The sequence below is a fragment of the Providencia sp. LY12 genome, from assembly GCF_057621555.1.
In genome coordinates this window covers 2,499,605-2,525,391 of the sequence record NZ_CM172594.1, presented here as the reverse complement: position 1 = coordinate 2,525,391, position 25,787 = coordinate 2,499,605, and the positions used below count along the sequence as shown (strand labels likewise).

The 25,787-nt window shown below is 41.2% G+C and carries 30 protein-coding genes; 14 read left to right on the top strand and 16 right to left on the bottom strand.

The window, feature by feature from the left end:
• Window positions 1-44: 44 nt before the first annotated feature.
• Window positions 45-542, bottom strand: coding sequence for a TIGR00645 family protein (locus ACY3ZI_RS12075; protein WP_036953122.1), 498 nt, complete (start codon window positions 540-542; stop codon window positions 45-47).
• A gap of 289 nt (window positions 543-831) precedes the next feature.
• Here ACY3ZI_RS12075 and cobB point away from each other — a divergent pair, with 289 nt between their 5' ends.
• Window positions 832-1,650, top strand: coding sequence for a Sir2 family NAD+-dependent deacetylase (gene cobB / locus ACY3ZI_RS12070; RefSeq protein WP_211886428.1), 819 nt, complete (start codon window positions 832-834; stop codon window positions 1,648-1,650).
• 61 nt (window positions 1,651-1,711) lie between these two features.
• Here cobB and ACY3ZI_RS12065 read toward each other — a convergent pair whose 3' ends face one another.
• Window positions 1,712-2,422 (bottom strand): SDR family oxidoreductase, encoded by a 711-nt coding sequence (locus ACY3ZI_RS12065; protein ID WP_211885894.1) that lies wholly within the window; start codon window positions 2,420-2,422, stop codon window positions 1,712-1,714.
• A gap of 230 nt (window positions 2,423-2,652) precedes the next feature.
• On the opposite strand from ACY3ZI_RS12065, the gene pepT reads away from it, so the two are divergent.
• Complete coding sequence (gene pepT, locus ACY3ZI_RS12060) at window positions 2,653-3,897, top strand: peptidase T (RefSeq protein ID WP_036953126.1); 1,245 nt, start codon at window positions 2,653-2,655, stop codon at window positions 3,895-3,897.
• An 86-nt stretch (window positions 3,898-3,983) separates the two neighbouring features.
• Here pepT and ACY3ZI_RS12055 read toward each other — a convergent pair whose 3' ends face one another.
• From ACY3ZI_RS12055 to ACY3ZI_RS12015, 9 genes are all read right to left on the bottom strand, one after another.
• Window positions 3,984-5,108 carry a ribosomal protein uL16 3-hydroxylase gene (locus ACY3ZI_RS12055; RefSeq protein ID WP_211885892.1) on the bottom strand — a complete coding sequence of 375 codons (1,125 nt, stop codon included), beginning with the start codon at window positions 5,106-5,108 and terminating at the stop codon, window positions 3,984-3,986.
• A 157-nt stretch (window positions 5,109-5,265) separates the two neighbouring features.
• Window positions 5,266-6,723 carry a two-component system sensor histidine kinase PhoQ gene (gene phoQ / locus ACY3ZI_RS12050; RefSeq protein ID WP_487375252.1) on the bottom strand — a complete coding sequence of 486 codons (1,458 nt, stop codon included), beginning with the start codon at window positions 6,721-6,723 and terminating at the stop codon, window positions 5,266-5,268.
• Between the two features lies 1 nt (window position 6,724).
• Window positions 6,725-7,399: a two-component system response regulator PhoP gene (phoP, locus tag ACY3ZI_RS12045; protein WP_211885882.1), complete on the bottom strand. Its 675-nt coding sequence runs from the start codon at window positions 7,397-7,399 to the stop codon at window positions 6,725-6,727.
• A 209-nt stretch (window positions 7,400-7,608) separates the two neighbouring features.
• Complete coding sequence (purB, locus tag ACY3ZI_RS12040; protein ID WP_154627130.1) at window positions 7,609-8,979, bottom strand: adenylosuccinate lyase; 1,371 nt, start codon at window positions 8,977-8,979, stop codon at window positions 7,609-7,611.
• Window positions 8,980-8,996: 17 nt separating this feature from the next.
• Window positions 8,997-9,623 (bottom strand): high frequency lysogenization protein HflD, encoded by a 627-nt coding sequence (gene hflD / locus ACY3ZI_RS12035; RefSeq protein ID WP_211885881.1) that lies wholly within the window; start codon window positions 9,621-9,623, stop codon window positions 8,997-8,999.
• Between the two features lie 2 nt (window positions 9,624-9,625).
• A complete protein-coding gene (mnmA, locus tag ACY3ZI_RS12030) occupies window positions 9,626-10,747 on the bottom strand; it encodes a tRNA 2-thiouridine(34) synthase MnmA (RefSeq protein ID WP_036953133.1) in 1,122 nt (373 codons plus the stop codon).
• Window positions 10,748-10,830: 83 nt separating this feature from the next.
• Window positions 10,831-11,280, bottom strand: coding sequence for an NUDIX domain-containing protein (locus ACY3ZI_RS12025; protein ID WP_211885880.1), 450 nt, complete (start codon window positions 11,278-11,280; stop codon window positions 10,831-10,833).
• Window positions 11,273-11,923 carry a 23S rRNA pseudouridine(2457) synthase RluE gene (gene rluE, locus ACY3ZI_RS12020; RefSeq protein ID WP_487375251.1) on the bottom strand — a complete coding sequence of 217 codons (651 nt, stop codon included), beginning with the start codon at window positions 11,921-11,923 and terminating at the stop codon, window positions 11,273-11,275. Before rluE ends, ACY3ZI_RS12025 begins: the two co-directional genes overlap by 8 nt.
• A 149-nt stretch (window positions 11,924-12,072) precedes the next feature.
• Window positions 12,073-12,726, bottom strand: a complete 654-nt coding sequence (locus ACY3ZI_RS12015; protein ID WP_211885878.1) for a hypothetical protein — start codon at window positions 12,724-12,726, stop codon at window positions 12,073-12,075.
• 545 nt (window positions 12,727-13,271) lie between these two features.
• Here ACY3ZI_RS12015 and icd point away from each other — a divergent pair.
• A complete protein-coding gene (icd, locus tag ACY3ZI_RS12010; RefSeq protein ID WP_108477970.1) occupies window positions 13,272-14,525 on the top strand; it encodes an NADP-dependent isocitrate dehydrogenase in 1,254 nt (417 codons plus the stop codon).
• A gap of 162 nt (window positions 14,526-14,687) precedes the next feature.
• Window positions 14,688-15,722, top strand: coding sequence for a DUF2971 domain-containing protein (locus ACY3ZI_RS12005; protein ID WP_272533636.1), 1,035 nt, complete (start codon window positions 14,688-14,690; stop codon window positions 15,720-15,722).
• Here ACY3ZI_RS12005 and ACY3ZI_RS12000 read toward each other — a convergent pair.
• The 5 genes from ACY3ZI_RS12000 to ACY3ZI_RS11980 all read right to left on the bottom strand — a co-directional run bounded on the left by ACY3ZI_RS12000 (window position 15,712) and on the right by ACY3ZI_RS11980 (window position 18,400).
• Entirely contained in the window at window positions 15,712-16,839 is a 1,128-nt protein-coding gene (locus ACY3ZI_RS12000; RefSeq protein ID WP_272533638.1) for a phage integrase Arm DNA-binding domain-containing protein, read from the bottom strand. The two genes, ACY3ZI_RS12005 and ACY3ZI_RS12000, sit on opposite strands and share 11 nt — an antisense overlap.
• A complete protein-coding gene (locus tag ACY3ZI_RS11995; RefSeq protein WP_154609795.1) occupies window positions 16,820-17,062 on the bottom strand; it encodes an excisionase in 243 nt (80 codons plus the stop codon). The genes ACY3ZI_RS12000 and ACY3ZI_RS11995 overlap by 20 nt, the downstream gene beginning before the upstream one ends.
• Window positions 17,063-17,233: 171 nt before the next feature.
• Window positions 17,234-17,419, bottom strand: coding sequence for a carbon storage regulator CsrA (gene csrA, locus ACY3ZI_RS11990; protein WP_132495236.1), 186 nt, complete (start codon window positions 17,417-17,419; stop codon window positions 17,234-17,236).
• Window positions 17,420-17,444: 25 nt separating this feature from the next.
• Window positions 17,445-17,657, bottom strand: coding sequence for a hypothetical protein (locus ACY3ZI_RS11985; RefSeq protein ID WP_132495234.1), 213 nt, complete (start codon window positions 17,655-17,657; stop codon window positions 17,445-17,447).
• A gap of 98 nt (window positions 17,658-17,755) precedes the next feature.
• On the bottom strand, window positions 17,756-18,400 hold the full coding sequence (locus ACY3ZI_RS11980) for a LexA family protein (RefSeq protein ID WP_132495232.1): 645 nt from the start codon (window positions 18,398-18,400) through the stop codon (window positions 17,756-17,758).
• Window positions 18,401-18,500: 100 nt separating this feature from the next.
• Between ACY3ZI_RS11980 and ACY3ZI_RS11975 the strand changes: the two genes are divergently transcribed.
• The 10 genes from ACY3ZI_RS11975 (at window position 18,501) to ACY3ZI_RS11930 (ending at window position 25,724) form a co-directional block, all read left to right on the top strand.
• Entirely contained in the window at window positions 18,501-18,707 is a 207-nt protein-coding gene (locus ACY3ZI_RS11975; protein ID WP_132495230.1) for a Cro/CI family transcriptional regulator, read from the top strand.
• Window positions 18,708-18,744: 37 nt separating this feature from the next.
• On the top strand, window positions 18,745-19,203 hold the full coding sequence (locus tag ACY3ZI_RS11970; protein WP_132495228.1) for a YmfL family putative regulatory protein: 459 nt from the start codon (window positions 18,745-18,747) through the stop codon (window positions 19,201-19,203).
• A 284-nt stretch (window positions 19,204-19,487) separates the two neighbouring features.
• Window positions 19,488-19,667, top strand: coding sequence for a DUF4222 domain-containing protein (locus ACY3ZI_RS11965; protein ID WP_132495226.1), 180 nt, complete (start codon window positions 19,488-19,490; stop codon window positions 19,665-19,667).
• 9 nt (window positions 19,668-19,676) lie between these two features.
• Window positions 19,677-20,732 carry a helix-turn-helix domain-containing protein gene (locus ACY3ZI_RS11960; protein ID WP_243698964.1) on the top strand — a complete coding sequence of 352 codons (1,056 nt, stop codon included), beginning with the start codon at window positions 19,677-19,679 and terminating at the stop codon, window positions 20,730-20,732.
• Window positions 20,725-22,212, top strand: coding sequence for a phage N-6-adenine-methyltransferase (locus ACY3ZI_RS11955; protein WP_487375250.1), 1,488 nt, complete (start codon window positions 20,725-20,727; stop codon window positions 22,210-22,212). The genes ACY3ZI_RS11960 and ACY3ZI_RS11955 overlap by 8 nt, the downstream gene beginning before the upstream one ends.
• Window positions 22,209-22,679, top strand: a complete 471-nt coding sequence (locus tag ACY3ZI_RS11950; protein WP_487375249.1) for a hypothetical protein — start codon at window positions 22,209-22,211, stop codon at window positions 22,677-22,679. The genes ACY3ZI_RS11955 and ACY3ZI_RS11950 overlap by 4 nt, the downstream gene beginning before the upstream one ends.
• A gap of 174 nt (window positions 22,680-22,853) precedes the next feature.
• Window positions 22,854-23,240: a RusA family crossover junction endodeoxyribonuclease gene (locus tag ACY3ZI_RS11945; RefSeq protein WP_487375248.1), complete on the top strand. Its 387-nt coding sequence runs from the start codon at window positions 22,854-22,856 to the stop codon at window positions 23,238-23,240.
• Window positions 23,237-23,776 (top strand): DUF968 domain-containing protein, encoded by a 540-nt coding sequence (locus ACY3ZI_RS11940; protein ID WP_487375247.1) that lies wholly within the window; start codon window positions 23,237-23,239, stop codon window positions 23,774-23,776. The genes ACY3ZI_RS11945 and ACY3ZI_RS11940 overlap by 4 nt, the downstream gene beginning before the upstream one ends.
• Window positions 23,777-23,807: 31 nt before the next feature.
• A complete protein-coding gene (locus ACY3ZI_RS11935; protein ID WP_487375246.1) occupies window positions 23,808-24,359 on the top strand; it encodes a DUF1133 family protein in 552 nt (183 codons plus the stop codon).
• 177 nt (window positions 24,360-24,536) lie between these two features.
• Window positions 24,537-25,724, top strand: a complete 1,188-nt coding sequence (locus ACY3ZI_RS11930) for a hypothetical protein (protein ID WP_487375245.1) — start codon at window positions 24,537-24,539, stop codon at window positions 25,722-25,724.
• Window positions 25,725-25,787 lie beyond the last annotated feature (63 nt).

Here is a 25,787-nt window from a genome sequence, read left to right as displayed (position 1 = left end):
GTGAGCTTCCCTTTTTTATGCCAAACTGCGTGTATTGAGAGAGATTAATACTTCGCTTTCTTGGTCATTTTATCTAAATAACCCATCACAAACGCTGACAGCACGAAGGTTAAATGAAGGATCACGTACCACATCAACTTATCGTTTTCGACGTTTTTGAGGTTCATGAAAATCTTCAATAAGTGGATGGATGAGATGGCGACAATGGAGGCAGCCACTTTATTTTTCAGTGACGTCGCATCCATAGTCCCAATCCAATTTAGCTTTTCATGATGATCAGACAAATTTAATTGAGAGACGAAGTTTTCGTAACCTGAGAACATCACCATCACCAGTAATCCACCCACCAGCGCCATATCAATGAGAGATAGCAGCGTGAGGATCAAATCAGATTCTGGAATGCTAAAAATGCTTGGCAGAATATGAAATACTTCTTGGAAAAATTTGATGGTTAACGCCAGCAATGTCAGTGATAGTCCCAAATAAATGGGCGCAAGGATCCAACGTGAAGCGTACATCATTCTTTCAAAAAACTTTTCCATGGAAATCCTTCAAATAAGAGAAACCAAAATAGTGAGATGGCGGCTATTTTAGCCGTTAGGTGTGATGGGGATAAAGTTTTTTGTCATCTGAAAGTGAAAAAAATGTCTTTTTGATGATAAAAAAGTTATTAAATCGAGGTTATTGAGATATTTGTTTTACTTTGCAGGAGATGAAGGGGTTTAGTATGTTACTATCTAAATTATGTATAAATAACATAATTTACCATGTTTATATTTCCACTTTTTATACCGACAAATTCACTGCAAGGATGAAAGGAAATTTCCGATGTTGCGATTTCGCCGTAGATTGAAAAAAATAAGTAAAAATAAATGTAAACGCCGTCAGCGACTTCGCAATCGTTCTTACTACATTGATAATAGACTGCTCAGTATGCAAAACATTAACGTGGTTGTATTAACCGGTGCGGGTATTTCTGCAGAGTCAGGGATTCAAACCTTCCGTTCGGCAGATGGTTTATGGGAAGAGCATCGCGTGGAAGATGTGGCAACACCTGAAGGATTTGCTCGTGATCCACAATTAGTTCAGCGCTTTTACAATGAACGTCGTCGCCAGTTGCAACAAGATAATATTCAACCGAATGCAGCGCACTACGCATTAGCAAAATTAGAACAAGCGCTAGGGGATAGATTCCTGCTAGTGACGCAGAATATTGATAATTTACATGAGCGTGCGGGTAGCAAGCGCGTAGTTCATATGCACGGTGAATTATTAAAAGTACGTTGTAATTGGTCAAATCAAGTCCTTGAATGGAAAGGGGATTTATCCGTAGAAGAGCGTTGCCACTGCTGCCAGTTCCCGCAGCCACTACGCCCACATATTGTGTGGTTTGGTGAAATGCCGTTTGAAATGGACAGGATCTACCAAGCACTTGGAGAAGCCACGCTGTTTATTTCTATCGGGACATCGGGGCATGTTTATCCAGCGGCAGGGTTTGTACATGAAGCGCGTTTACAAGGCGCTCATACCGTGCAATTGAATTTAGAACCAAGCCAAGTGGAAAGCGAATTTGAAGAGCGCCATTATGGATTGGCGAGTAAAGTGGTTAGTGAATATGTGGATGACTTGCTGGCAAAGTTAAACCGCTAAGAATGAATATAAAAGGGAGCTTTGGCTCCCTTTTATATGCACGGAGCAAATTAGGTTGATATCACACGTTTTCATCTAACATAGCGGGCATAGTAATTTCTTTTACACAGGTGGCGCTGCTGGTGCTAAGAATAAAGCGCACTGCATTCACCACATCTTGCAGCGGAATTAACGCACCTTCACTTTTTTCAATCACCTCATTCACTGGCATAGATAACGGATATTCCGTGGCGAGATAACCTAAATTCAAAATAGAAATGCCAATATTATCTTGGCGCAAGGTTTCTCTCAGTGATTGTACAATCCCACGCAAGGCATATTTGGTTGCGCTAAAGGTGACTTCTTTACCATTATGATTATCCAACCCCCACGTAGAGCCAATTAAAATAATTTTACTATTGGTGCCTAAACGCAAGTTGCTAAGAAGTGCTTTCAAATTCAACAGGCAAGCACTGATATTGGTCTGGATCATGGTGAGTAATTCAATATCGCTGGTGGACTCGAAATCATATTCTTCAGTAAAGGCGAGCTTTTCCCAAATGCCGACATTATAAATGAGGGTATCAATGGGTTTTTCGCCTAGCTGCTTTTTGATAACTGAGGCCGATTGAGTATCACTAAGATCAGCGGGTATCCAGTGAAATTGCGTATCACCAAAAGGTGGTTCAGTGCGAGAAACACCGTACACAGTATCAGTTTGGTCAGGGACTCCTTCAACTAATGCTTTACCTAACCCTTTACTGACACCGTAAATTAAAAATGTTTTTGCCATCGTATTCCCACCTTAGAAATTATTCTATAGCGCATTTCGTTATATAAGATAGTCATTATATAACATGTTACTTAACGCGTTGCGTTATCCAAAAGTGCAGCCCAAAATGAACAATAAATTAAATTAATTAGTTATCTTCCTCACTCTTTAGCTGCAAATCTGATTTGAAACAATAATTGTTTCTGTGATCTTTCCCATAATATCCCCATTGATATTTAGGGGGAGGAAGTATGGACAAACTCTTGGAGCGGTTTTTTGAATACACTGCGTTTGATACACAATCAAAACTGAATGCAAAAACAGTACCTAGTAGCACTGGCCAGCTAAAATTTGCCCGCGCGTTAGCCAAAGAATTAAATATCCTTGGCTTTGAAAAAGTGACGCTGTCGGAACATGGCTGTTTAACGGCTATCATGCCGTCCAATGTTGATTGGGATGTGCCTGCGATAGGCTTCATTTCGCATTTGGATACCGCCCCAGATTATTCGGGCAAAAATGTGTGCCCGCAAGTACTTGAGAATTATCGAGGTGGCGATATTGCTCTGGGCATTGGTGATGAAGTTTTATCCCCCGTTATGTTCCCTGTATTGCACGAAATGATTGGCAAAACGCTGATTATGACTGATGGCAAAACCTTATTAGGGGCGGATGATAAAGCGGGTATCGCAGAAATTATTACCGCGATTGTGCGTTTAGAAGGGCAAAATGTTCCACACGGAAAAATCTGTGTTGCCTTTACGCCAGATGAAGAAATTGGTCGTGGTGCACAACATATCGATTTTAAAGAATTTGATGCTCGCTGGGCTTATACCGTTGATGGTGGTGGTGTCGGTGAACTCGAATTCGAAAACTTTAACGCTGCCAACGTCTCTATTAAAATTGTGGGTAACAATACCCATCCTGGTAGCGCCAAAGGTGTGATGGTCAATGCATTGGGTTTAGCAACGCGAATCCATTCTATGTTACCGGCGGATGAAACACCTGAAAATACGGAAGGTTACGAAGGCTTTTATCATTTAACGTCCATTAAGGGTAACGTGGAAAAAGCGGAAATGAACTATATTATCCGTGATTTTGACTTAGCCAATTTTGAAGCGAGAAAGAAAAATATTATTCGTATCGCAGAAAAAGTGGGTGAAGGGCTGCACCCAAGCTGCTATATCGAGCTGACATTGGATGATAGCTACTACAATATGCATAAAGAAGTGATGAAATATCCGCATGTTGTTGAATTAGCGAAACAAGCGATGCTGGACTGTGATATTGAGCCTGTTATTAAGCCTATCCGTGGGGGAACGGACGGTGCGCAGTTATCATACCGGGGCTTACCATGCCCGAATATTTTTACTGGTGGCTATAACTTCCATAGTAAACATGAGTTTATTACTCAAGAAGGAATGGAACAGGCGGTGAGCGTGATTATGAGAATTGCGGAATTAACCGCTATCCATGCAAAACGTAATACTGATAAATAGTTTTGATGCGTTCTTAATATAAAAATGCCCCGATGTGATGATATTCGGGGCATTTGCTGTTTGTTGGCGGTTAATTATAGGACTAATTAGTCGTCAAAATACCAATATCCGCTATTAATCAATGCTGTCATTAAGGCGATAAAATTGACATCATCTAATGCATCACCAAGATTTGCATGGTTGACGGAATCGAAACGGCACAGGCTATCAGCGGCTTCATAGCATTTAGTCTCTAAAGACTCACCGTTAACAAAGAACTGATCACCAACACGAAGAGCACGCAACCCATTGAGTTTATATAGAGTTTCTTGCTGTTCTTTCAATAAATTATAAATCTCATCTTGTTCATAAGGCGGCTCTGGCGGTGCCAAATCCAGCTCGTGACGTGATTGAGAAATAAATTCACCTAACCACTTACGGAATAGCTCTGGATCATGAATCAGTGATTCCATCATTTCGCGCAGCTTAATCTGTTCGCCTTGCAAAATTTCAGCCGGATTATCACGGAAAGAAAGGTCAGGGTCGCTGTAGCGATAGCTGCCTAAATCATTGGAAATTAAATGGTCAGCAAAGCTGCTCATTAATTCACGAGCATTAGGCGCGCGGAAACCGACAGAGAAATTCAGTGATGGCTCAATGGCATAACCTTCGTGGGGGAATCCAGGTGGGATATACAGGATATCACCGGGTTCCATCTCTTCGTCAATAATGGCGTCAAAAGGCTGCACTTGCAGTAAATCAGGATGTGGGGAGTGTTGCTTCATTGGGATCTTTTCCCCAACACGCCAGTGACGACGACCTTCGCCTTGAATAATGAATACATCGTATTGGTCGAGATGAGGACCTACACCACCACCCGGAACGGAGTAGGAGATCATTAAATCATCCATACGCCAGTCAGAAAGGACACGGAAAGGTTTCATCAGTTGCGCACTTGGGTAGTGCCAGTGGTCAACGGCTTGAACCAAGATTGACCAGTTTTTTTCACCTAAATGGTCGTAGCTTTCGAATGGACCGTGGGCGACTTGCCAGAGCCCATTTTGATGGCTGACTAAACGGCTATCAACCTCATCTTCCATCGCTAATCCCGCGAGTTCATCAGGCGAGATAGGATCAATAAAACGCGTAAAACCCTGTTTGATAAGCAGAGGTCGTTTCTGCCAATGACTGTCCAGAAAACTCTGCCAGTCAAGATTCAGTTTATAATCCATCTTATTGTTCCCTAGTTATGACAAAACTTCCTAAATAGTATACCGGAAATGGATCGTAAAACAGGGCTTAGAGGGCGTCAGTTCACAGATTAGCCATCTTCATTGACGGATGAGTGAATTATCTTCATTTCCGCCCTAGCTATCATTTGTTAATGACCTAACTATCTTCAATCACCGCTTGCTGCCTAAAGGTGACGGCGACGCGAGCACCCCCAAGTGGACTATCTGAAATGGTAATTTCGCCATCATATTGGTCGATGATATCTACTGCTATCGATAGCCCTAAACCTTGCCCCGGTCGCAGGGTATCGGCGCGTTGTCCACGCATAAATATCATACTGCGTTTACTTTCGGGAACGCCAGGACCATCGTCATCGACAAAAATGGTTAGGCTATCATGATCGGCAAGGGCAGTGACTTCCACAAACTCAAGGCAGTATTTACAGGCGTTTTCCATAATATTGCCCATCACTTCCATAAAATCATTGGGCTGACCTAACCATGTGATTTCAGGGGAGATATCGACGGTAATCGAAACGCCTTTGTTGAGATACACTTTATGCAGTGCGCTAGATAGGCTATCTAAGATAGATGGCACCGATGCAATTTCCCGTAGCATCAGGTTTTCATCCCCTTGGTTAGAGGCACGATGCAAATAGTAGCCAACTTGCTGGGAAATGCGTCCAATTTGCTCCAACATGATGGGTTCTGCTTGCTCGATGGTCATCTGTTTACCGGAGCGTAGAAGCCGCAATGTGGATTGTAAGACCGCCAACGGGGTTTTTAGGCTGTGAGTTAAATCGGACAATGTAGTGCGATATTTGCTATAGCGTTTGCGTTCGTTGCTCAGCAAAATATTCAAGTTTCGCACTAAGCCTCGCAGTTCTGCTGGCGGGTTTTCATCCAGCGTTTCGCGTTCCCCTTTTTCAAGGCTACTAATTTGCGAAATTAGTGACTTAATGGGGCGCACACTCCAATAGGCTGCAAGCCATAATAGCGGGATCACCAGTATAAAGTTGGCGAGTAACACGTAACCAAACCAGTCCCAGACAACGCCTGTGCTCTGTAAGTCTTGCGGTAACGTATCGACGACAACAATTGTCAGCGCTGGCATCGTTTCCGTTTCTAAATATTGGTTAACTGAAACGGAGTGAGTTAATGGCTCATCGATATTATCAATGTCATTGAGTCGATGGCTGTAGTCTGGGTTATTGTTCATCAATTGGCGTGTTTCATCGAAATCGGTATCAATTTCGTATAACCCATTCTTTTTCAACCAATCCAGTTGAATGAGACGCTCGACGCTGGGGACTTCACGTTGGCGCCAGACGGTTTGCCCATTTTTATCATAAATAATGATCAAAGAGGGGTTATTCAACGTAAAGTTTGGGGGAACGCGAATATCAATTTTATTATCTTGCCACTGAGCAAGGCTGTAAATTAGGTTACTTTGGCTACGTAGCAAGGTGTAGGTCGTTCGGTCAAAACTGACTAAATAGCCCACAACAGCGACAATCCCATAAGCGAGGGTTAGTGCGAGGATCACAGCAGATGTCGCACAAATAAAACGCGCCTGTAAAGAGATGGGTTTGAACCTAAATTTACGCAGTTTCATATTAGCTGTTCACATCGAAACGGTAGCCTTGACCTCGAACAGTCACAATCACTTCTTGGGCATGGAACTGTTGGATTTTTTTACGTAAACGTCCCATAAGTACATCGATAGTGTGGCTTTCTCGTAACTCTGCATCTGGATAGAGTTGGCGCATGAGGGAGTCTTTACTGACCACTTTTCCATTATTGCGCAGCAAGGTTTCAATAATGGTGTATTCAAACGCAGTGAGTTTCACTGACTCGCCGTTAACCGTAAATTCTTTACGGGAAAGGTCGATAATAAAGTTTTCTAGCTCAAGCACTTGAGAGGCTAATCCACTGTTACGGCGCATCAGCGCTTGCATACGTGCGACCAGCTCTTCTAATTGAAAGGGTTTGGTGACATAGTCATCTGCGCCACTATTGAGCGCTTGAACCTTTTCTTGCCAGCTTTCGCGTGCAGTTAAGACCAGAAGCGGAATGCTGACATGGTTGCTGCGCCAGCGTTTTATCATGGAAAGCCCATCTTCATCCGGAAGACCTAAATCCACTACCGCAATATCGGGATGGCTTTCATTCAGGAAATAGTCCGCTTCTTTTGCATCTTCAGCAGAATCCACTTGATGACCTAACTCTTTGAGTTGAACCGTTAAATGGTGACGAAGTAGGGCATTATCTTCGACGATAAGAATGCGCATCTGAGAACCTCACATAAAGAAAGCATGCAAATGATAATATTATAATGAGTATGGTAGAAAGAGATGGGATAGGGAACAAGATCTTAACTAAATATAAGTCAAACAGATCGGAAAAATAGTCAAATCTGAGATTTTTTGGAAAGCGGGCTAAACAAATAAATAGAAAAAAAGCAGGCGACACGAATGCCGCCCGTTTTAATCATTATTGATTACTTGATTTCATCAATAAAATTAACGGCATAGCCAATGTAGTTGGCAGGCGTCATTGCTTTCAGACGCTCTTTTTCGCTTTCTGGAAGCTCTAAACCATCGATAAACTGCTTCATGCCTTCAGCGGTAACGCGTTTACCACGAGTTAATTCTTTCAGTTTTTCATACGGTTTTTCGATGCCATAACGACGCATTACGGTCTGGATTGGCTCAGCCAGAACTTCCCAGTTTTGATCTAATTCATCCAGTAAGTGCTGTTCGTTAACTTCTAACTTGTTTAAGCCTTTCATTGTGGATTGGTAAGCAATCAGGGCATAGCCTAAACCGACACCTAAGTTACGCAGAACGGTTGAGTCAGTCAGGTCACGCTGCCAGCGAGAAACCGGCAATTTGCTTGCTAAATGACCTAATACTGCGTTTGCTAAACCTAAGTTACCTTCCGAGTTTTCGAAGTCGATAGGGTTAACTTTGTGCGGCATAGTGGATGAGCCAATTTCACCCGCAATCGTTTTTTGCTTAAAGTGATTTAGAGCAACGTAGCCCCAAATATCACGGTCAAAATCCAACACGATAGTGTTGAAACGCGCAACACAATCAAACAGTTCTGCGATATAGTCATGCGGTTCGATTTGGGTAGTGAACGGGTTCCATTGAATGCCCAGTGAGGTCACGAATGTTTCACTGAATTCGTGCCAGTTAACTTCCGGGTAAGCGGCAATGTGGGCGTTATAGTTACCGACCGCACCATTGATTTTACCTAAGATTTCCACTTGCTCTAACTGGCGGAATTGGCGCTCTAAACGGTACGCAACGTTAGCAAATTCTTTACCAATAGTGGATGGTGTTGCTGGTTGACCATGAGTACGTGACAGTAAAGGTAAAGTACGGTATTCGTGCGCCATTGCTTTAACTTTATCAATAATTTGACGCCATTGTGGCAGTAAAACCTCTTCACGAGCAGTTTTCAGCATCAATGCGTGGGACAGGTTGTTGATGTCTTCAGAAGTACAAGCAAAGTGAATAAATTCAGAGACCGCATGCAATGCAGGAATGTGCGCCACTTTTTCCTTTAGGAAATACTCTACTGCTTTAACATCGTGGTTAGTTGTGCGTTCAATTTCTTTGATACGCATTGCATCTTTTTCGCAGAAGTTCGCGACGATTTCATCTAAGTAAGCGATTGCGTCAGCATCAAATGAAGGAACTTCTTTGATTTGAGCGGTTGCAGCCAGTTTTTGCAGCCAGCGAACTTCAACTTGCACACGAAATTTCAGTAAGCCAAACTCACTAAAAATAGTGCGTAAAGCGCTGACTTTATCACCGTAACGGCCGTCAATCGGGGATACAGCGGTCAGTGAGGATAATTCCATTGGTAGCAACTCCAGATTTATAGGTGAGACAAAATTTGTTTCGCCTGATTAGACAGACGGCTTCGAGAAAACATCAGTTGGAGGCGACTTCCACCAACTTGCTGCCAGAGAACTGCGCAGCGGATACCTGCGAGCAATGTGGCTCTAACTTTGGCTTGAACAACGGTGTTTTTCAGAATATCAGGGGAGCCTGTCACTTGAATTCGAGGACCTGCTGGACTGACTACATCCACATAAATTCCGGCGAGTGCGTTAAAAACACCTTCAGACATCGGTTCGAAATAGCTGGCTTGACGCTCAAATTGCTCAATTCGTTGACCGAGTTGGTTCATGGCATTGTCATCTTTGCTTAAGCGGCGCTCTAGCGCCATGATGCTAAGCATATAGCGGGTCATCTCAGCAGAGATCCCGCTATTACCCCCGGTCAACATACCCAGCAGGGCAGTTAAACCGGTTTTTAAATTTGCTTCGTCATTACCGAATACATCCAGCGTGCTGGATGGATTCATGTTGGTCAGGCTATCGACCATGGTTTTACCATCTTGCTCATTAAAGGTACCTTCATGAGCGAGCTTTTGTACCATCAGACTTGCTTGGCAGATACCCGCTAAGGCTAGCGTGATATCGTAATAGTTTTTAGCCACATTTACTCCTGAATACGGGCTTCAATAACGCCGCCACCGAGGCAGACTTCGTCGATATAAAATACCGCAGATTGTCCCGGAGTAACAGCTGCAACCGGATAATCGAAAGTGACTTGGATTTTCTCGGCGCTCAATGGGGTGATTGTACAAGGGATATCCGCTTGACGGTAACGGGTTTTCACCACGCAGCGCAATGGCTCAGTTAATGTTTGTCTATCAACCCAATCTAATTGCTGAGCAATTAAGCCTGTAGACATTAAACGTGGATGCTCATGGCCTTGCGCTACAATCAATTGATTTTTTTCAACGTCTTTATCGACTACATACCATGGCTCTTCAGAACCGTCTTTGGTGCCTCCAATGCCTAACCCTTTACGTTGACCTAATGTGTGGTACATCAACCCTTCGTGCTGACCAATGGTTTCACCGTCAACGGTGACGATTGGACCTGGTTGAGCAGGGAGATAACGTCCGAGGAAATCGCGGAATTTACGCTCACCAATAAAGCAGATACCGGTAGAATCTTTTTTCTTCGCAGTCACTAAGCCAATTTCTTCAGCGATGCGACGTACTTCAGGTTTTTCTAATTCACCCACTGGGAATAAGCTTTTTGCCACTTGTTCATGGCTGAGGGTATACAGGAAGTAGCTTTGGTCTTTATTATTGTCTAAGCCCCGTAATAGCTGGCTTTTGCCGTCAACATCACGGCGACGCACATAGTGACCCGTTGCAATATAATCTGCGCCCAGATCTTCGGCAGCAAACTCTAAGAACGCTTTAAATTTGATCTCTTTGTTACACAGAATATCTGGGTTTGGGGTACGACCGGCTTTGTATTCTTCTAAAAAGTGTTCGAATACATTGTCCCAATATTCAGCGGCAAAGTTGATGGTGCGCAGTTCGATACCGAGTTTGTCGCATACCGCTTGTGCATCTGCAAGGTCAGTCGCTGCAGTGCAGTATTCTTCGTTATCGTCTTCTTCCCAGTTCTTCATAAACAGACCGACCACCTGATACCCTTGCTGCTTGAGCAGGTAAGCGGAAACGGATGAATCAACACCACCGGACATACCGACGATGACCTTAATTTGGCTGTTATCTGATTTGGTACTGTTATTTGACATGGGAAATAGTCTCAATGCGGAAAAATCAAGCCCCATACTTTAGCACGTTGCCCCCTTGTTGCACCAGCGTTAGGAGAATAATGTTACTCGTAATGGTCACCGAAGGCGGCCAAAACGCTCAAAGGATAGTGAGTACCCTCTTGGTAGCAGAGGATACTTTGGGCCACTAAAGGGGATCGAAGGCATTGGCTAGTCAGAATTTCTTCTGCGCTAACCCAATGACAAGCGCTGATATCATCATCATGGGGATGGGTTTCGCAGGGAGCATCCAGTTCAAGAGAGAATAAGACGCGAATAAATTGGGTTTTATCGGGGGCTATCCACTGGTGAATTTTAATTAATGCCTGCGGTTCGCCAATAATGCCAGTCTCTTCATACAGTTCGCGGGCGGCAGCTTTCACTAATGTTTCATCGGCTTCAAGGTGTCCTGCGGGTTGATTCCATGTGGGTTTATTATTCACCCACTCTTCGACCACTAAAAAACGTCCTTGGGCATGGACAATGGTGGCAACGGTAACATTGGGCTTAAACAACAGAGACCTCCTTCCATTCGCCGGAAGATAAGTTATCGAGCGTAAAATTCCCCATGGCGTAGCGTATTAATCGCAATGTGGGAAAACCAATATTGGCAGTCATACGACGAACTTGCCGATTTCGTCCTTCATAAAGCGTGATCTTCAACCAAGAAGTGGGAATGTTCTTACGCTCACGGATCGGTGGAACTCGCGCCCATAACCATTCTGGCTCACTGACTAACTCAATGCCTGCGGGTAGGGTGGGTCCGTCATTTAGGGTTAATCCTTGACGAAATTTTGCAAGTGCGCTTTCATCGGGAATGCCTTCTACTTGAGCATAGTAGATTTTTCCGGTTTTTTTCTGCGGCTGGGTAAGCTGAGCTTGTAATTTGCCGTCATTAGTGAGAACGAGCAGACCTTCACTGTCTCTATCCAAGCGCCCTGCGGCGTAGACATCGGAGATAGGGATATAGTTTTTTAACGTTTCTCGCCCTTGCTCATCCGTAAATTGCGGCAACACATCAAACGGTTTATTAAAAATAATCACTTTGCGTGGCTGAGTTGGACGAGCCACGCGAGAAGATGAATTCGTTGCCAATGAACGACGTTGCTTTGACGGTGAGGATGTGTGCTTGGTGCGGTTACGGTTAGGTGCGTTCATAATATTTTATTGAGAGTCATTCATGTAATGCGCAATAGAATAGCGATATTTTGTCGATAAAGTAAGGCTGTTTGGGTGGGTTATTTAAGGGAGAGATATAGCAATCAGCAAGTAGCTCTCCCTTAATTTATCGGATATTGATTTGTGACTTACTGATTTATTTCATCGATAAAACGAGAGAAAGCGATAAATATTTTCTCTATCAAATGTACACAAAGAGCGTGTTCTTCATCTGTATAATTAATGGTATCAATTAATTCTGCATCACTGCCCATCGTATGACCGGATTCGTGAGCTAAGTGAAGATCACCGCAATATTTAAGTGGTACAGGAGATAATTTAGCGATTTGATTGATGTACGTGAAGAATACGCGTCCCGTTGATTCTATGCTTTCAATGATAGCTAAGCGAATTTGGGCGGGCTGATTAGCAATGGCGCTGACCAATTCATAGGTGAGCTTACGGTTAGCTTCCATTTGTGGCGACCATAACCATACTAAGGTATCTGTAAAAAGTTGTGGCTCATTCATACGCAATGTGCGGAGATCATCGATATACCAATACCAGTGATCCGAATCTTCTAACGCATGATTATTCACCGCAATTTCTAAATCATCTTGAGGATTTTCAAAGGGAAGGATGTATTTATTAATGTCCCCAAACGCCAAGATAAAGAAAGCTATTTTGGGTAGGAACGCCAGTGACTCCTTGATGGGTAACGATGGGTCAATAGGATTGTGAAAAAAAGGATGCTGTGAAAATGCTTTTTGCTTGAAATTGATTAAGTCTGATAACTTTTCCATATATTCACCTTTTATATTATCTTGAATTAATAATTATATTTTTAATAAATAAAAGTTTATCTTTCTTAATCTATTACGGTATTTCATTATTTATTTAAATAGAATTCAATCAAATTAGTAATAATCTAAAATTGTTTAAAATCAATGTGGTTTGGGGTTGTGTACATTAAAACCATTAAATGCGAATAATTTAATTAAATCTATTAAATCATAAAGATAATATGGCAATATATTAATTTCTGTGAGCAGTACGAATGTTTGGACAGGGTATTTTAGATAAGCTATGGAATAAGGTCATTCAGTATTTAGGTTGTGATTTAGCTTAGCATTTAACTTTTTAAAGTGTTGGTGTTTGTTTTAATGTCATGATTTTATTGAATTTTTTTTGATTTCATTGAGTGTTTGGACACGGAGATAATGCGTTAAATGCGATCTGTATAAAAGCTTAGCTTAGTAATCATTGGCGTTCGACGCAGATTGCAGTAGTATTGACAGGTCTCTTACAAAAAATTAACAAGCAAAATACGCAAGTGAAGGAGAGGTTAATGGATAGCAAAGTAGTAGTTCCGGCAGAAGGCGCTAAAATTACCATTGATGCAAAAGGCAAATTACACGTTCCGAACAACCCAATTATCCCTTTCATTGAAGGTGACGGTATTGGGGTTGATGTCACTCCAGCAATGTTAAAAGTTGTCGATGCAGCAGTTAAAAAAGCCTATAACGGTGAGCGTAAAATTTCTTGGATGGAAATTTATACCGGCGAAAAATCCACTCAGTTATATGGTAAAGATGTTTGGTTACCGCAAGAAACTCTCGATTTAATCCGCGATTACCGCGTTTCTATTAAAGGCCCATTAACCACACCAGTTGGTGGCGGCATTCGTTCCCTCAACGTTGCACTTCGTCAACAGCTTGATTTATACATCTGCCTACGTCCAGTTCGTTACTACAAAGGCACGCCAAGCCCAGTTAAACAACCTGAACTCACTGATATGGTGATCTTCCGTGAAAACTCAGAAGATATCTATGCAGGTATTGAGTGGAAAGCGGGCAGCGCAGAAGCAGATAAAGTGATCAAATTCCTGCAAAACGAAATGGGCGTAACGAAAATTCGTTTCCCACAAGATTGCGGTATTGGTATTAAGCCATGTTCTGAAGAAGGCACAAAACGTTTAGTTCGCGCGGCGATTGAATATGCGATCGATAATAACCGTGATTCAGTGACTTTAGTTCATAAAGGCAACATTATGAAATTCACTGAAGGTGCATTTAAAGATTGGGGTTACCAATTAGCACAAGAAGAATTCGGTGGTGAATTAATCGATGGTGGTCCATGGGTTAAAATCAAGAATCCAAAAACTGGCAAAGATATCATTGTTAAAGACGTTATCGCGGATGCATTCTTACAACAAATCCTGCTGCGTCCAGCAGAGTATGATGTTATCGCGTGTATGAACCTGAACGGTGACTATATTTCTGACGCATTAGCGGCACAAGTTGGTGGTATCGGTATTGCACCGGGCGCAAATATTGGTTCTGAATGCGCGCTGTTCGAAGCGACTCACGGTACTGCACCGAAATATGCAGGCCAAGATAAAGTAAACCCAGGTTCTATCATTCTGTCCGCAGAAATGATGCTGCGCCACATGGGTTGGGTTGAAGCGGCAGACTTAATCGTTAAAGGTATGGAAGGCGCAATCGCGGCTAAAACTGTCACTTACGATTTCGAACGTCAATTAGAAGGCGCTAAATTACTGAAATGTAGCGAATTCGGCGACGCAATCATTAAACACATGTAATTTATTACATAGTGTGAATAATAACGGGAACTTAATAGTTCCCGTTATTTATTGTCATATTTGAAACGGTTATCAAAAAGTTATCAAAACGAATTATCAAAATGGCCTATATTATCTACTGATAATTTATATCTTAATGATATCGTCCTAAGGGAATTTGGTATGAGAGTATTTAAGTATAGAAGTGGGGATGATAAGGTGTTTTTAAGGGACTTATCTTCATTAGAACAGGATTATTTTTGGTCTCCTAATTATGGCAATCTAAATGATCCATGTGAAGGTCTAGTACTAACAGATCAGGTCTTTGAACAATTAAATGTTTTAAATAATGTGTTTGGTACTTTTATTTCACTTGATTCAGTGAAAGAGGCATTTAGAGATTTAATTGCTATTAAAGATAAGTCTGGAATTTACTCTTTAAGCAAAACTTTTACTGATGAACTATTATGGGCACATTATGCTAATAGTCATCATGGCTTTTGCATTGAATATGATTTAGATAAATTGTGCGACTTTGAAAGTACTAAATATTCTATTTTTGATGTCATATATCAAAATAAGCCACCAGTAATGAATTTTGACAGCATGTTTGCTTCAGAAAATCAAAATAAGACTCTCCAAAAATTAACAAGTGTAAAATCTAAGAGATGGCAGTATGAAGAAGAAATCAGAATTATCACTCCAAGTAAGGGTAAACAGTATTACGATTTCAGAGCTGTAAGGGCTATTTATTTTGGTTTGCGAATGAAAATGGAAAATATAGGGTCGATTATGGAAGCCCTTCAAGGAAGGGGAATTAAATATTTCCAAATGCAATTGAAAGACAATTCATATGAGTTGACACATCAACCCATAGATGATTTATATCCTACAAAACAAAAGTACAAATATTCAATTTCCCCCATAGATGAATATACTATTGATGTGCAAAGCTTAGATGAGAATTGGAGTAAATATAAGCCTTACTTATTTAAATTGGCGGAGATAGCTAGAAGAGAACCATACTGCCAAGAGGTCGCTAGGGTTGCTCTAGATACTACACAAAGTACAATTGATAATCCTATTTTCTTTGCACAATTTAAGAGAAAGGAGCACAGGTATAAGAATATATATTTAACTATCAAGGAAATAGATGATATCTTTGCGCTAATTGATGATTTGGATGAAAATTACTGCAGCATCCATCCTAAAGCTTAACTAGCAACCAATCTTTACCCCGATCATCATTATATTTATCAGTCATTTTTTGCGATTTATGGCCCAGCAAATCTTTAGTGTTTATCCCTTGTTCGCGATACAGCCTTTCAGACAAAGAACGTTGTTCATGAAATGAAGCTGGCGTTCCTTCACCCCAATCAATATCAGTTTTATTTCGCGCCTTTTTAAAATTCGTTGTTATTGTATTTGCTGTGACTTGATCACCGCGATTTGCTTGGGAAGTTGTATGAAAATAATGGATAAGATACTGACTAACAACGCGGTCACGACATCTTGAAACAACTTCTCTCAATGACATATTCAATGCATCAGATTTTAGCGCTAATGGAATAGCTAATTTACTCCCAGTTTTTTCTTGTGTGATATGTAAATGGTCATCCCAAATATCGCTAAACTTCATTGCTGAAATATCACCAAGTCGTTGTCCGGTAATTACCGCTAATAGCATCGCATTACCTAAATACTTATGCTGTTTATCTGCAATATCAAATATTTTTTGCCATTCCTCCAAGTTTAAACGCTGGCGGGTGATCCGTCGTTTTGGCTGCTTAGTGGCGAGTGCAGGGTTATACCCTGGCGGCACTTCACCAGCATGTTGTGCCTCTTTAAACACATCGATTAATACGGAGCGAATAACTTGAGCCATACGATGTTGGCCATTAGATTTATATTCATCGAGTATTGATGCGATATCTCTCGCATCAACTGCTGGCAAAGGCTTCATTGCGAGAGAGTGGCGCATTAGGTCCACAGGTTTTCTTTTTTGCTTATATGTGTTTTGTTTTATATCACCGTCAGCAAGGCGCTCTTCTTGTATTACCCAGTAGCGATCTAGCCAAGTATTTACGGTGATCTCTTTACCTTTAATTCTTGCTACCCTATCACTGATCGCCATGACTTGACGGCTGCGTTGTTCCGCTAACCGGTTATTAGCTTCAATCGCAATTTCACGAGCTTCAGCCTCATTGTCACCGAGGGCATGATATTTGCCAGTTATAGGGTGGCGATAACGCCAATAAACCTTGTTAGCTTTTCTGCTAAATAGTGGGTAGAGATTAGGGATATTGACGTTATTTTTACGTGGACGGGCAGCCATCGTTTAAAATCCTTTGTAATTTAGGGTTATCACTCTTATTGATAACCGGTGATGTCAAATTACCAACTAAGTCGGCATCTTCTCTCACGCGCCAAATACCACCTTCTTTTTGTGCTGGTGGATAGAACAAGCCACTCCTAGCATAGCGTTGTAATGTCCCCAGTCGAGGAGGGCGACTTCTATAACGTTCGCTCGCCCATTCCTCCAAAGTTAGCATTTGCATAATTACCTCCACATTCTGCCGCATACAGATTAAGTATATTTTAGCCACAATATAAATAAGACCACTGACAGTAATTAAGCACATATTTACCCGTATGGACTGATGCCAATGGTCTTATTTATATTTAGAAAAAAGAGGCGGCATGGCACCGCCAAACATTATCAATAATTACTAACTAGCACTGGCATTATTATTTTCAGCTTGGATCCGAAGATAAATTTCTTCGCGGTGAATACTTGTATCTTTTGGTGCTTCGATACCAATCCGCACCTGGCATCCTTTGATTCCCAAAACAGTGACTTTGACATCATCACCAATAACAACTGTTTCACCGGCACGACGAGTTAAAATAAGCATTCCACTAATTACTCCACATAGTTGATTAGTTGATTGCTGGTAGGCCTAGACCTGCATTGCAGATCTCAGTTTGCTCGTAAATATCATCTTCGATTCTTACCAGCTTTTCTTTGAGTTCTGCGTAGGCAGCGTTAAGGCTTTCAAGTTTTTTAAGTGCAGCAGCTTTCTCCAAAATCCACGCATGAATTTCATCTGTGGACATTGGGTTGTTAAAAGTAACGATTGGTTTTGTGTGCATGACTACCTCCTAAGTTGTCTTAGATATAAACTAATTCAACTTAGGATTTGTGTCAATGCGAAAATCTAAGAAAACTTAGAATTTAATTGGGTGGATAGTTATAACTCATACTGGACACCACGAACTAGACCGACTATTTCGCAGTTACCATTGATAGGAATGTTGTTATAGCGAGGATTTAAAGGCATCAAAAACTTGTTGGGGCCATCTACAACATAACGCTTTACTGTTACTTCATCAGAGCCTTGTAGTCTAGCGACTACAAATTTTCCACTCACAATTTCAGCTTCAGGGTCGACAATTACAGTTGAGCCTTCAGGTATAGATGGCAAGCCATACGGATTAGTCATGGAATCACCAATGACACGCAAGGCAAATGACAAGGGGGATACCCTAAGTGTGGTTTCTATAAATTCAAGGTCTTCGTCATATATCTGATTTGGAGCGTAATCAGTGAAATTACCAGCTTGAACATAGGATAGTACAGGTACTTTCTGTGCACTGGTTATGATATTCGATGATTGTTTAGATGGGATACCATACAAAATATACGCTTCAGTCGTATTGAAATATCGAGCTAATTTCAAGAGAGCATCACTTCTAGGGGTGTTTAGGTCTTTTTCCCAATACCCCACAGTAACATCTGATACGCCACAATACTTCCCAAGATCTTTCTGGGTGGTTTTAGTGACGTTTCTGAGAGCCTTTATTCTGCTTCCAATAGTGCTTTGGGTATTACTCATATACAAATCCATTTTAACTAAACCTAAGTTATCTTAGTTTTTATTGACCAAATATAAATTAACAATTATTATCTAATCTAACTTAGATTTAGGGGGCGTTATGACAACTGAACAGATTGAAAAATACTTTGGCACTACTAATAAAATCGCAGAATTTTTTTGTATTAGTCCAGAAGCATTCTATCAATGGAAAAAACGACCAAACCAATTAATCCCAAAAAACCGAGCAATGGAAGCGGATTATAGAACAAATGGTGAGCTGAAATATAACGCGGCGCTTTATCAAAACAGTACCAAAAGCAATTAACAGAGTTAACTACAAATAAAACAACGGAATTGTAGATATGTGCAAACAAACACTAAAAGAAGTCGTGAAAGAGATGTGCAAAGCATTCCCTGGTGGTCGTTCAGCGATGGCGGGTGCTTTGGGGATATCTGAAACCACTTTCAACAATAAGCTGTATGAAAAGAATGGTTGTCGATTCTTTGAGCATGACGAATTAGAGGCAATAGAAGAACTGTCGGGAACTAAGTTGCTGGTGGAGTATCACCTAGATCGCCATGGCATGACAGCGATGGAACCCATTGAAGCTGAAAAACTCGATCAGGTTGAGCTGTTTGATATTCGAATGAAGCTAGGCGCAATGCAGGGCGCGCTTGCAGTTTTAATTCAAGAAAGCATAGCTGATGGCATTTTAACTGGCGATGAAATCACTGCGATAAACAAAAAATCTCAAAAGGTTTTTGCTTATGCAAAGCACTTTATCGATTCACTACCTGTTGTTTATGGGGTTAAAGCGTAATGACCAACGTTAGGAAGGTTGACGCTCAGGATATGCGGTCCCGAGCGTCGGTGCTAATAACAACTTTTGTGGAGCAACTACTAGCATGAACAGTGTATGCCAAATTCAACCAATAAAGCAATTTAGATGCTTACCAGTCTCAAAACAAGGTTCGCTTCAATATGTAGAAATCATAACGTCAGCAGATGAGTCGGGCAACTACCGGAGAAATGAGAAATTGGTAGATATCGCTGAGTTGAGAAGTGACTGGGCTAACTTTTATTTCAATAGCAAAGGCGAGGCACATGACTGATGAAGATTCAAATAATCTCAATCGCATTTATCTCGACAAGCGCGGCATTCCTGTCCGTGTTGTTCGTTATGACCGGGAAAAGATGTGGGTCATTTACATGCGAGAAGGCTATGAGCATGAATGCTTTGCTCCGTTATACAAATTTAAAGATGAATTCAGAAGACTCGAGTAGGTAGCAACTATGAGCGTAAAACTATCAAGTTATGTTTGGGATGGCTGTGCGCCAGCAGGTTTGAAGATAACCTCGGTTGCTATCATGGCTCGTCTCGCTGACTTCTCAAACGATGAGGGCGTGTGCTGGCCATCGGTACCGACAATTGCTCGTCAAATCGGTGCGGGTGAAAGCACTGTACGTACCGCCATCAAAGATTTAGAAAAAGATGGTTGGTTATCGAGAGAAAAGCGCCGTAAAGGTAACCGTAATGCGAGCAATATCTATCAGCTTAATGTTAATAAATTAGCTTCAGCAGCGAGAGCCGCATTACCTCAACCAGCAGAATCTGATACGTCAAATCCTGACGCGTCAAAATCTGTTGCATCAAAATCCGTCCCGTCAGAATCGAGCAAAAATAATCGTTTTGACCCGTCAGAATCTGGGGGCGATCCGTTAGTAACTTCAAAACAAGATCCATCAGTAACTAACTCTTCGTCGCAGAATTCTAGCGAATCCCGCGACAAGGCTAAAATTGATTTTTTAAATCGTTACCCAGAGGCAGTGATTTACAGCCCTAACTTTCAGAAATGGGGATCTGCGGATGACCTCAAATGTGCTGAATGGCTGTTTAGCCGCAAGTGTGAAGTATTCAAAGAGCTTGGGCTGCAAGAGCCGAAAGAGCCAAACTTCACTGAGTGGGCTAACGATGTTCGTCTGATGGTTAGCCAAGACGGTCGCACCCACAAAGAGATTTGCCAATTCTACAAACGCGTTAGCCAGGATGAGTTCTGGAAGAAAAACGTTCAGTGTCCAAGAACACTGCGTACCCAGTGGGATGATTTAACCCTCCGTTTAGCGGGAGAGCAAAAGGTTTCCATCGACCAAGTTCAGCGCGATGAAGCATTCACTCGCATCATCGGCTCACAATCTAAGCCTCGAAATCGCATCGAAGAAATTGCAGCGGAGTTAGCAGGTAAATCTGGTGTGCGTCGAATGAGTGATTTTGTTGGACGTAAGGCATGGGCAGGTATTTGGCAACAGGCAGCAGAACAAGCAGCGAGAGGGGTGCCATCTGATGATTAATGTATCAAGCTTTTCTGGTGGTCGCACTTCAGCGTTTATGGTCCATTTACTTGAACGAAAAGCCGCTAAAGAAAATTTAACAATAAAACATGTCTTTATGGATACCGGTGCGGAACATCCTAAAACCTATGAATTTATCCGTAATGTTGCCAAAAACTGGAATATTGACCTTATTTGCCTGCGACTTGTTATTGATCCGGAACTTGGAAAAGCCAACACCTACAAAGTTATTTCAGTTGATGACATTGGGCATGACTTACAACCGTGGATAGATGCTTGCAGCAAATACGGCACTCCATACGTTCATGGTGCATTTTGTACTCGAACGATGAAAACAGAGGTTTTCACTCGTTACTGTACAGAAACTTACGGTGAGTACCACACATGGCTAGGCATTAGAGCTGATGAGCCAAAACGACTAAAAGAGCGTGAAGGCGTTTCATATTTGGCGGATATCAGTGATGTTGAGAAGCAAGACATTCTTGACTGGTGGGCTGAACAACCTTTCGATCTAGACCTACCTGAACACTTAGGTAATTGCGTTTTCTGCGTTAAAAAAGGCATTAATAAAATTGCTTTAGCAACTCGTGATGAACCAGAACTAGCCCAGCAATTCCTTAATGTAATTACCGATAAATCTGTTCGTGTTGTAGAACGCCGCCAACAAGAAAATAAAATCATGTATCGAGGTAATAATTCACTCGAAGGCATTATTGCCATGTTTGCGGATCATTCTCGTGATGATATAGCGGCAACTATCCGTGGTGCTGGTGGCTATGATGCTGGTTCATGCAGTGAATCATGCGAGCCATTACTATGCGAACAGGAAGAAGAACAGAGCGAGTATGTTAAAAAACTCAATGTATTGAAGTCAAAGCCTACTCACAAACTTAATGAGATTGGGGATCAGTGGCAATCTCCCGAAAACCTGGTGTACGGCGCTAACGCAATCTATGGACCATTCACGCTGGATTTATTTACTGATGGTGAAAATAACAAAGCCCCACATTTTTACACAGCAGAAGACAATGCGCTCACTCAAGATTGGTCGGAAAAGCTAAAAGAAATCGGCGGTGTGGCATTTGGTAACCCTCCATATTCAAGACCTTCATATCACGATAAACAGGCCATCACAGGTGTTATTCACATTATGAATTACGCTTCAGCGATGCGTGAAAAGGGCGGTCGTTATGTCTTTTTATTGAAAGCAGCAACAAGTGAAAGTTGGTGGCCACAAAATGCGGATCACATCTGCTTTATTCGTGGGCGTATCGGTTTCGACGTTCCTAAGTGGTTTAACCCTGCTGATGAAAAACAAAAACCTACCGGGGCATTTTTCGCCGGAGCAATTGTTGTTTTCGATAAAACTTGGACTGGCAAAGCATTTGATTACATCAATCGTGAAGAGCTAGAGCAGCGCGGCAAAGCATTCATAGAGCAAGCGCAGTGGTTAGTTAAAAAGATGGGGGTGGCTGCGTGAAAGATTACATGTATCAGCAAGGGATTGATTTGATTAAGGCGATGCGTAGCTACGATAATTTCACTGTCAAAACATTGACGAGTGGATGCGCTATTCACAATGCCACTGCACGCCGATTATTGAAGGTAATGGTTGAACTTGGGTGCGTGAAATTAATCGGTAAATATAACGGTAAGGTGACACCTGAAAATCGTTATAGAGTAGATCCTTATGCGGTAACGAAATTAAAGGCTGTAAAGTTAGAGTTTGAAAGACTGAAGGGTGAAAAGCTGGAAGCAAGAAAGGCAGCAAGGCGAGTGAAAAGGGTAGAAGTAAAACCTGTAGTTGAAATTCCAGCAGAGCCCTCTAAAAAGAAAGAAACGGACTCTTTGGGTGAAATGAGAGTTGTTGAAAAAGCTTACATCGGCGATATGGGAAGCCCTTTGCTTAAACAACTAGATAAATTGCTGGCGGGAGTTAGAGCATGAAAGACAAGATGCCAGAAATCCAGCCCTGCCGTTATTGCAATAGTTCTGACACAACAGTTGAAAGTCATAGTTATAGGACATGGTTCTATGTCCGATGTCATAGCTGTGGTGCTAAAGGTCCCGACGTTAATGATAAACCAATGGCAGTAATTGTATGGAATAAGGGGGTAATTAGTGAGTAACTCAATATCTCTAACGCTACCATTTCCTCCAAGTGTTAACGCTTGCTGGCGGAATATCAACGGTAAAACTCTGATCAGTGCAAAAGGGCGCGCGTTCCGGGCAAATGCAGCAGCAGCCATCTATGAGCAATTACGTAGAAGACCGAAAGCAATCACTGAGCATGTATCTGTCACTGTGAAGATGTATCCACCATCAAAACGCCGAATGGATATCGATAATTACTTGAAAGCGCCTTTTGATGCATTAACTCATGCTGGTATTTGGGGTGATGACGTTCAGGTTAGACGCGCAGTCATTGAATGGTGTGAAGTAGTCAAGGGTGGTCGGTTTGAAATTGAGATACACCCTCTTAATACGGAAGGGGGAAAATCAGCATGATTCATCAATGGATATTAACTCCCATCATCATTCCAGAAGTGAAGGCAGTGATGTTTAAACCAGGAGCGAGCCTAGGTATGTTTAGTGGCAGAATGCTGATCACGACATTGCCTGATGAACTAAAGCATCAACCATCGGGTTTAATTTCTCCTTCTCAACATAACTTCAGCGACGAGGTGAGTGGTGAGCGGGTATCAAAACCTGTATTAAATTTAACCATAGACGCTGAGCCATCAGCAAGCTTTATGAAGCTTCCAAAGCTTCAGCGCTGGGATAGTGTGAAATATCTGCAGTGGGTTAAATCACAGCCGTGTTGTGTTTGTGGCGCCACAGCTGACGATGCCCATCACATTATCGGCTACGGGCAGGGCGGCATAGGCACAAAGGCTCATGACTTGTTCACTATCCCACTGTGTCGAATTCACCACAGCGAGTTACACAAAGATCCAAGGCAGTGGGAACAAGAAAACGGTAGCCAGTTAGTTTTGTTATTTAAATTTCTAGATCGCTCTATCGGTCTAGGCGTATTTGGTTAATGCAGAGTGCGGTCTGCTAAAGAGGTATTAAGTGATTTATCCATTAACAACAGGTAAAGGCGAAGAACATTTAAAATTACGTACACTGGAAAGCGTATGGATCCGTGGGCGTTTAAAAATGTGGGGAAGATGGGCAGCATTTAGCAAGGTTCCTAGTGCAGCAGGAATGTTTAATCAGTTATTAGAAGAGCCAACAATCACCAAAAAAGCGTTACGAGACGCAATGAAAAGAATGCGTACTTCAGGGCTATCCAAAGAAACGCTATTGATGTTTCTTGAAGAGTTTAAGGATAAAAAAACTCTAAGTAGCATGTGGTTCTGCTCTGATGCGGAAGGCAGCAAAATGGACAAGGTCATTTGCGAGGTCATGAGTGCAGATGCTGGTTTATTGAATATTCTAAAAGAGCACTATGTTTATAAAAAATCTCAGCATGAAATTGCGCTGGAGCTTTGTGATAAAGAAGGGCGTTATTGCCTTCGTACATATCAGGATAGAGTTAAGGCGTGGTTAAGTGTTGCTGAGTTTATGTTGTATCGCCCAATGTGTGACGAATTCGACCATAAATATCATTACGGTGAATAAGCCTTGACTATTTTGCCGATAAAGTTATAGTTTTCATATATGCTGCGCGAAGCTGTACACGCAAGGCAGGAAACGAATTTAAAGCCTTGCATTAGCGGGGCTTTTTTATTGGAACTGTTAATTGTTTGGTTTAAAATTGAAAGATTGATTTATAACTTTTACAATTTAAGGGATCTAATGAGCAATGAAATTGGTTTTTTAGAATCAAATTCAACTTTATTAAATGAGATATCAAGAGTTCTTAATCGAGATGGAGCTATTGATATGTTATTTTCATCAATAAAACTTGAAGATTTAAACAAGGATGAAAAATATTTTTTATTTTCATTTCTCGATGAAATTAAAGAAACTTTTAGTTTGGCTCGTGATAATTTTAGTAAAATTGATGAATATTGCCAGATTACAGCTGAGGCTGATCTTCCTATTGAATATGGAACAGGGCGTGATATTCTATTATCGTATACAATAATATTGAGGTTTTTCACTGAGTACTTGGTTGTTCAAGCAAATGGATTTTATCAAAATTTATTTATTAAAAGAATTGATTTCATAAAGAAAAATGAAAAATATTTTTACATATTGGATGAGGTTGTTAGTTCTCAGCTTAGATATATTATCTATGAATATAGGAGTTATATATTTAGTTGTTCAATTTCAAGTCTTAAAAAAGAAATTAATGAAATAAAAAATATTAGAGATTATATTTATGATGTGAAAGTTAGCATTTCTGATACACATGAAAAATGTAAAATTGTAGAAAATAAACTAATGACCTACCAGAGTGAAATTGATGATTTTTACAAAGAGAAGTCTGAAAAAATCCATAATGACTTAGAGATTAAAGAAAATAGAATCTTAGAACTGAAAGGCTACCTTGAAAATCTTGGAGGAGATTATAATTTTGCTGGCTTAACAAAAGCTTATTCTGATTTTTATAGAACTAAAAGCATAGAAAGGTGGATATCTCTTAGTGTTCTTGTTTTACTGGCCCTGTTATCATTCTTACCTTTAGGTATTAAGCTGATAACCGAAAATGCTAACAAAGTAAGTGATGTTAATGTGCTACATTATTTTGGGTTCTCTGCATTAACTGTTATTGCACTTTATTTTTTTAGGGTGTCACTTCAAAATTACAATTCAATTAAAGCAGAGCTTACTCAAATAAAACTTAGAATGAATTTGTGCATGTTTGTTGATCATTATTCTGATTTTTCGAAAAATAAAGATAATAGAGAAGCTCTGGAGAAATTCGAAAACATTATATTTTCAAATATCCAGCCTAATGAGAATAATATTCCGTCAACATTCGATGGCTTAGAACAACTAGCATCACTGATAGAGTCAGTAACAAAACGCAGTAAGTAATAAATTAAACATCAGAAGGCTACGAATCGCGTAGCCTTTTTCACTTTTAAGCATGGTAAAATG

Coding starts and splice junctions, on each gene's coding strand:
- ACY3ZI_RS12075 (WP_036953122.1), bottom strand. CDS start 542: ATGGAAAAGTTTTTTGAAAGAATGATGTACGCTTCACGTTGGATCCTT.
- ACY3ZI_RS12065 (WP_211885894.1), bottom strand. CDS start 2,422: ATGGCAAAAACATTTTTAATTTACGGTGTCAGTAAAGGGTTAGGTAAA.
- pepT (WP_036953126.1), top strand. CDS start 2,653: ATGGACAAACTCTTGGAGCGGTTTTTTGAATACACTGCGTTTGATACA.
- ACY3ZI_RS12055 (WP_211885892.1), bottom strand. CDS start 5,108: ATGGATTATAAACTGAATCTTGACTGGCAGAGTTTTCTGGACAGTCAT.
- phoQ (WP_487375252.1), bottom strand. CDS start 6,723: ATGAAACTGCGTAAATTTAGGTTCAAACCCATCTCTTTACAGGCGCGT.
- phoP (WP_211885882.1), bottom strand. CDS start 7,399: ATGCGCATTCTTATCGTCGAAGATAATGCCCTACTTCGTCACCATTTA.
- purB (WP_154627130.1), bottom strand. CDS start 8,979: ATGGAATTATCCTCACTGACCGCTGTATCCCCGATTGACGGCCGTTAC.
- mnmA (WP_036953133.1), bottom strand. CDS start 10,747: ATGTCAAATAACAGTACCAAATCAGATAACAGCCAAATTAAGGTCATC.
- rluE (WP_487375251.1), bottom strand. CDS start 11,923: ATGAACGCACCTAACCGTAACCGCACCAAGCACACATCCTCACCGTCA.
- ACY3ZI_RS12015 (WP_211885878.1), bottom strand. CDS start 12,726: ATGGAAAAGTTATCAGACTTAATCAATTTCAAGCAAAAAGCATTTTCA.
- icd (WP_108477970.1), top strand. CDS start 13,272: ATGGATAGCAAAGTAGTAGTTCCGGCAGAAGGCGCTAAAATTACCATT.
- ACY3ZI_RS12005 (WP_272533636.1), top strand. CDS start 14,688: ATGAGAGTATTTAAGTATAGAAGTGGGGATGATAAGGTGTTTTTAAGG.
- ACY3ZI_RS12000 (WP_272533638.1), bottom strand. CDS start 16,839: ATGGCTGCCCGTCCACGTAAAAATAACGTCAATATCCCTAATCTCTAC.
- ACY3ZI_RS11995 (WP_154609795.1), bottom strand. CDS start 17,062: ATGCAAATGCTAACTTTGGAGGAATGGGCGAGCGAACGTTATAGAAGT.
- csrA (WP_132495236.1), bottom strand. CDS start 17,419: ATGCTTATTTTAACTCGTCGTGCCGGTGAAACAGTTGTTATTGGTGAT.
- ACY3ZI_RS11985 (WP_132495234.1), bottom strand. CDS start 17,657: ATGCACACAAAACCAATCGTTACTTTTAACAACCCAATGTCCACAGAT.
- ACY3ZI_RS11980 (WP_132495232.1), bottom strand. CDS start 18,400: ATGAGTAATACCCAAAGCACTATTGGAAGCAGAATAAAGGCTCTCAGA.
- ACY3ZI_RS11975 (WP_132495230.1), top strand. CDS start 18,501: ATGACAACTGAACAGATTGAAAAATACTTTGGCACTACTAATAAAATC.
- ACY3ZI_RS11970 (WP_132495228.1), top strand. CDS start 18,745: ATGTGCAAACAAACACTAAAAGAAGTCGTGAAAGAGATGTGCAAAGCA.
- ACY3ZI_RS11965 (WP_132495226.1), top strand. CDS start 19,488: ATGACTGATGAAGATTCAAATAATCTCAATCGCATTTATCTCGACAAG.
- ACY3ZI_RS11960 (WP_243698964.1), top strand. CDS start 19,677: ATGAGCGTAAAACTATCAAGTTATGTTTGGGATGGCTGTGCGCCAGCA.
- ACY3ZI_RS11955 (WP_487375250.1), top strand. CDS start 20,725: ATGATTAATGTATCAAGCTTTTCTGGTGGTCGCACTTCAGCGTTTATG.
- ACY3ZI_RS11940 (WP_487375247.1), top strand. CDS start 23,237: ATGATTCATCAATGGATATTAACTCCCATCATCATTCCAGAAGTGAAG.
- ACY3ZI_RS11930 (WP_487375245.1), top strand. CDS start 24,537: ATGAGCAATGAAATTGGTTTTTTAGAATCAAATTCAACTTTATTAAAT.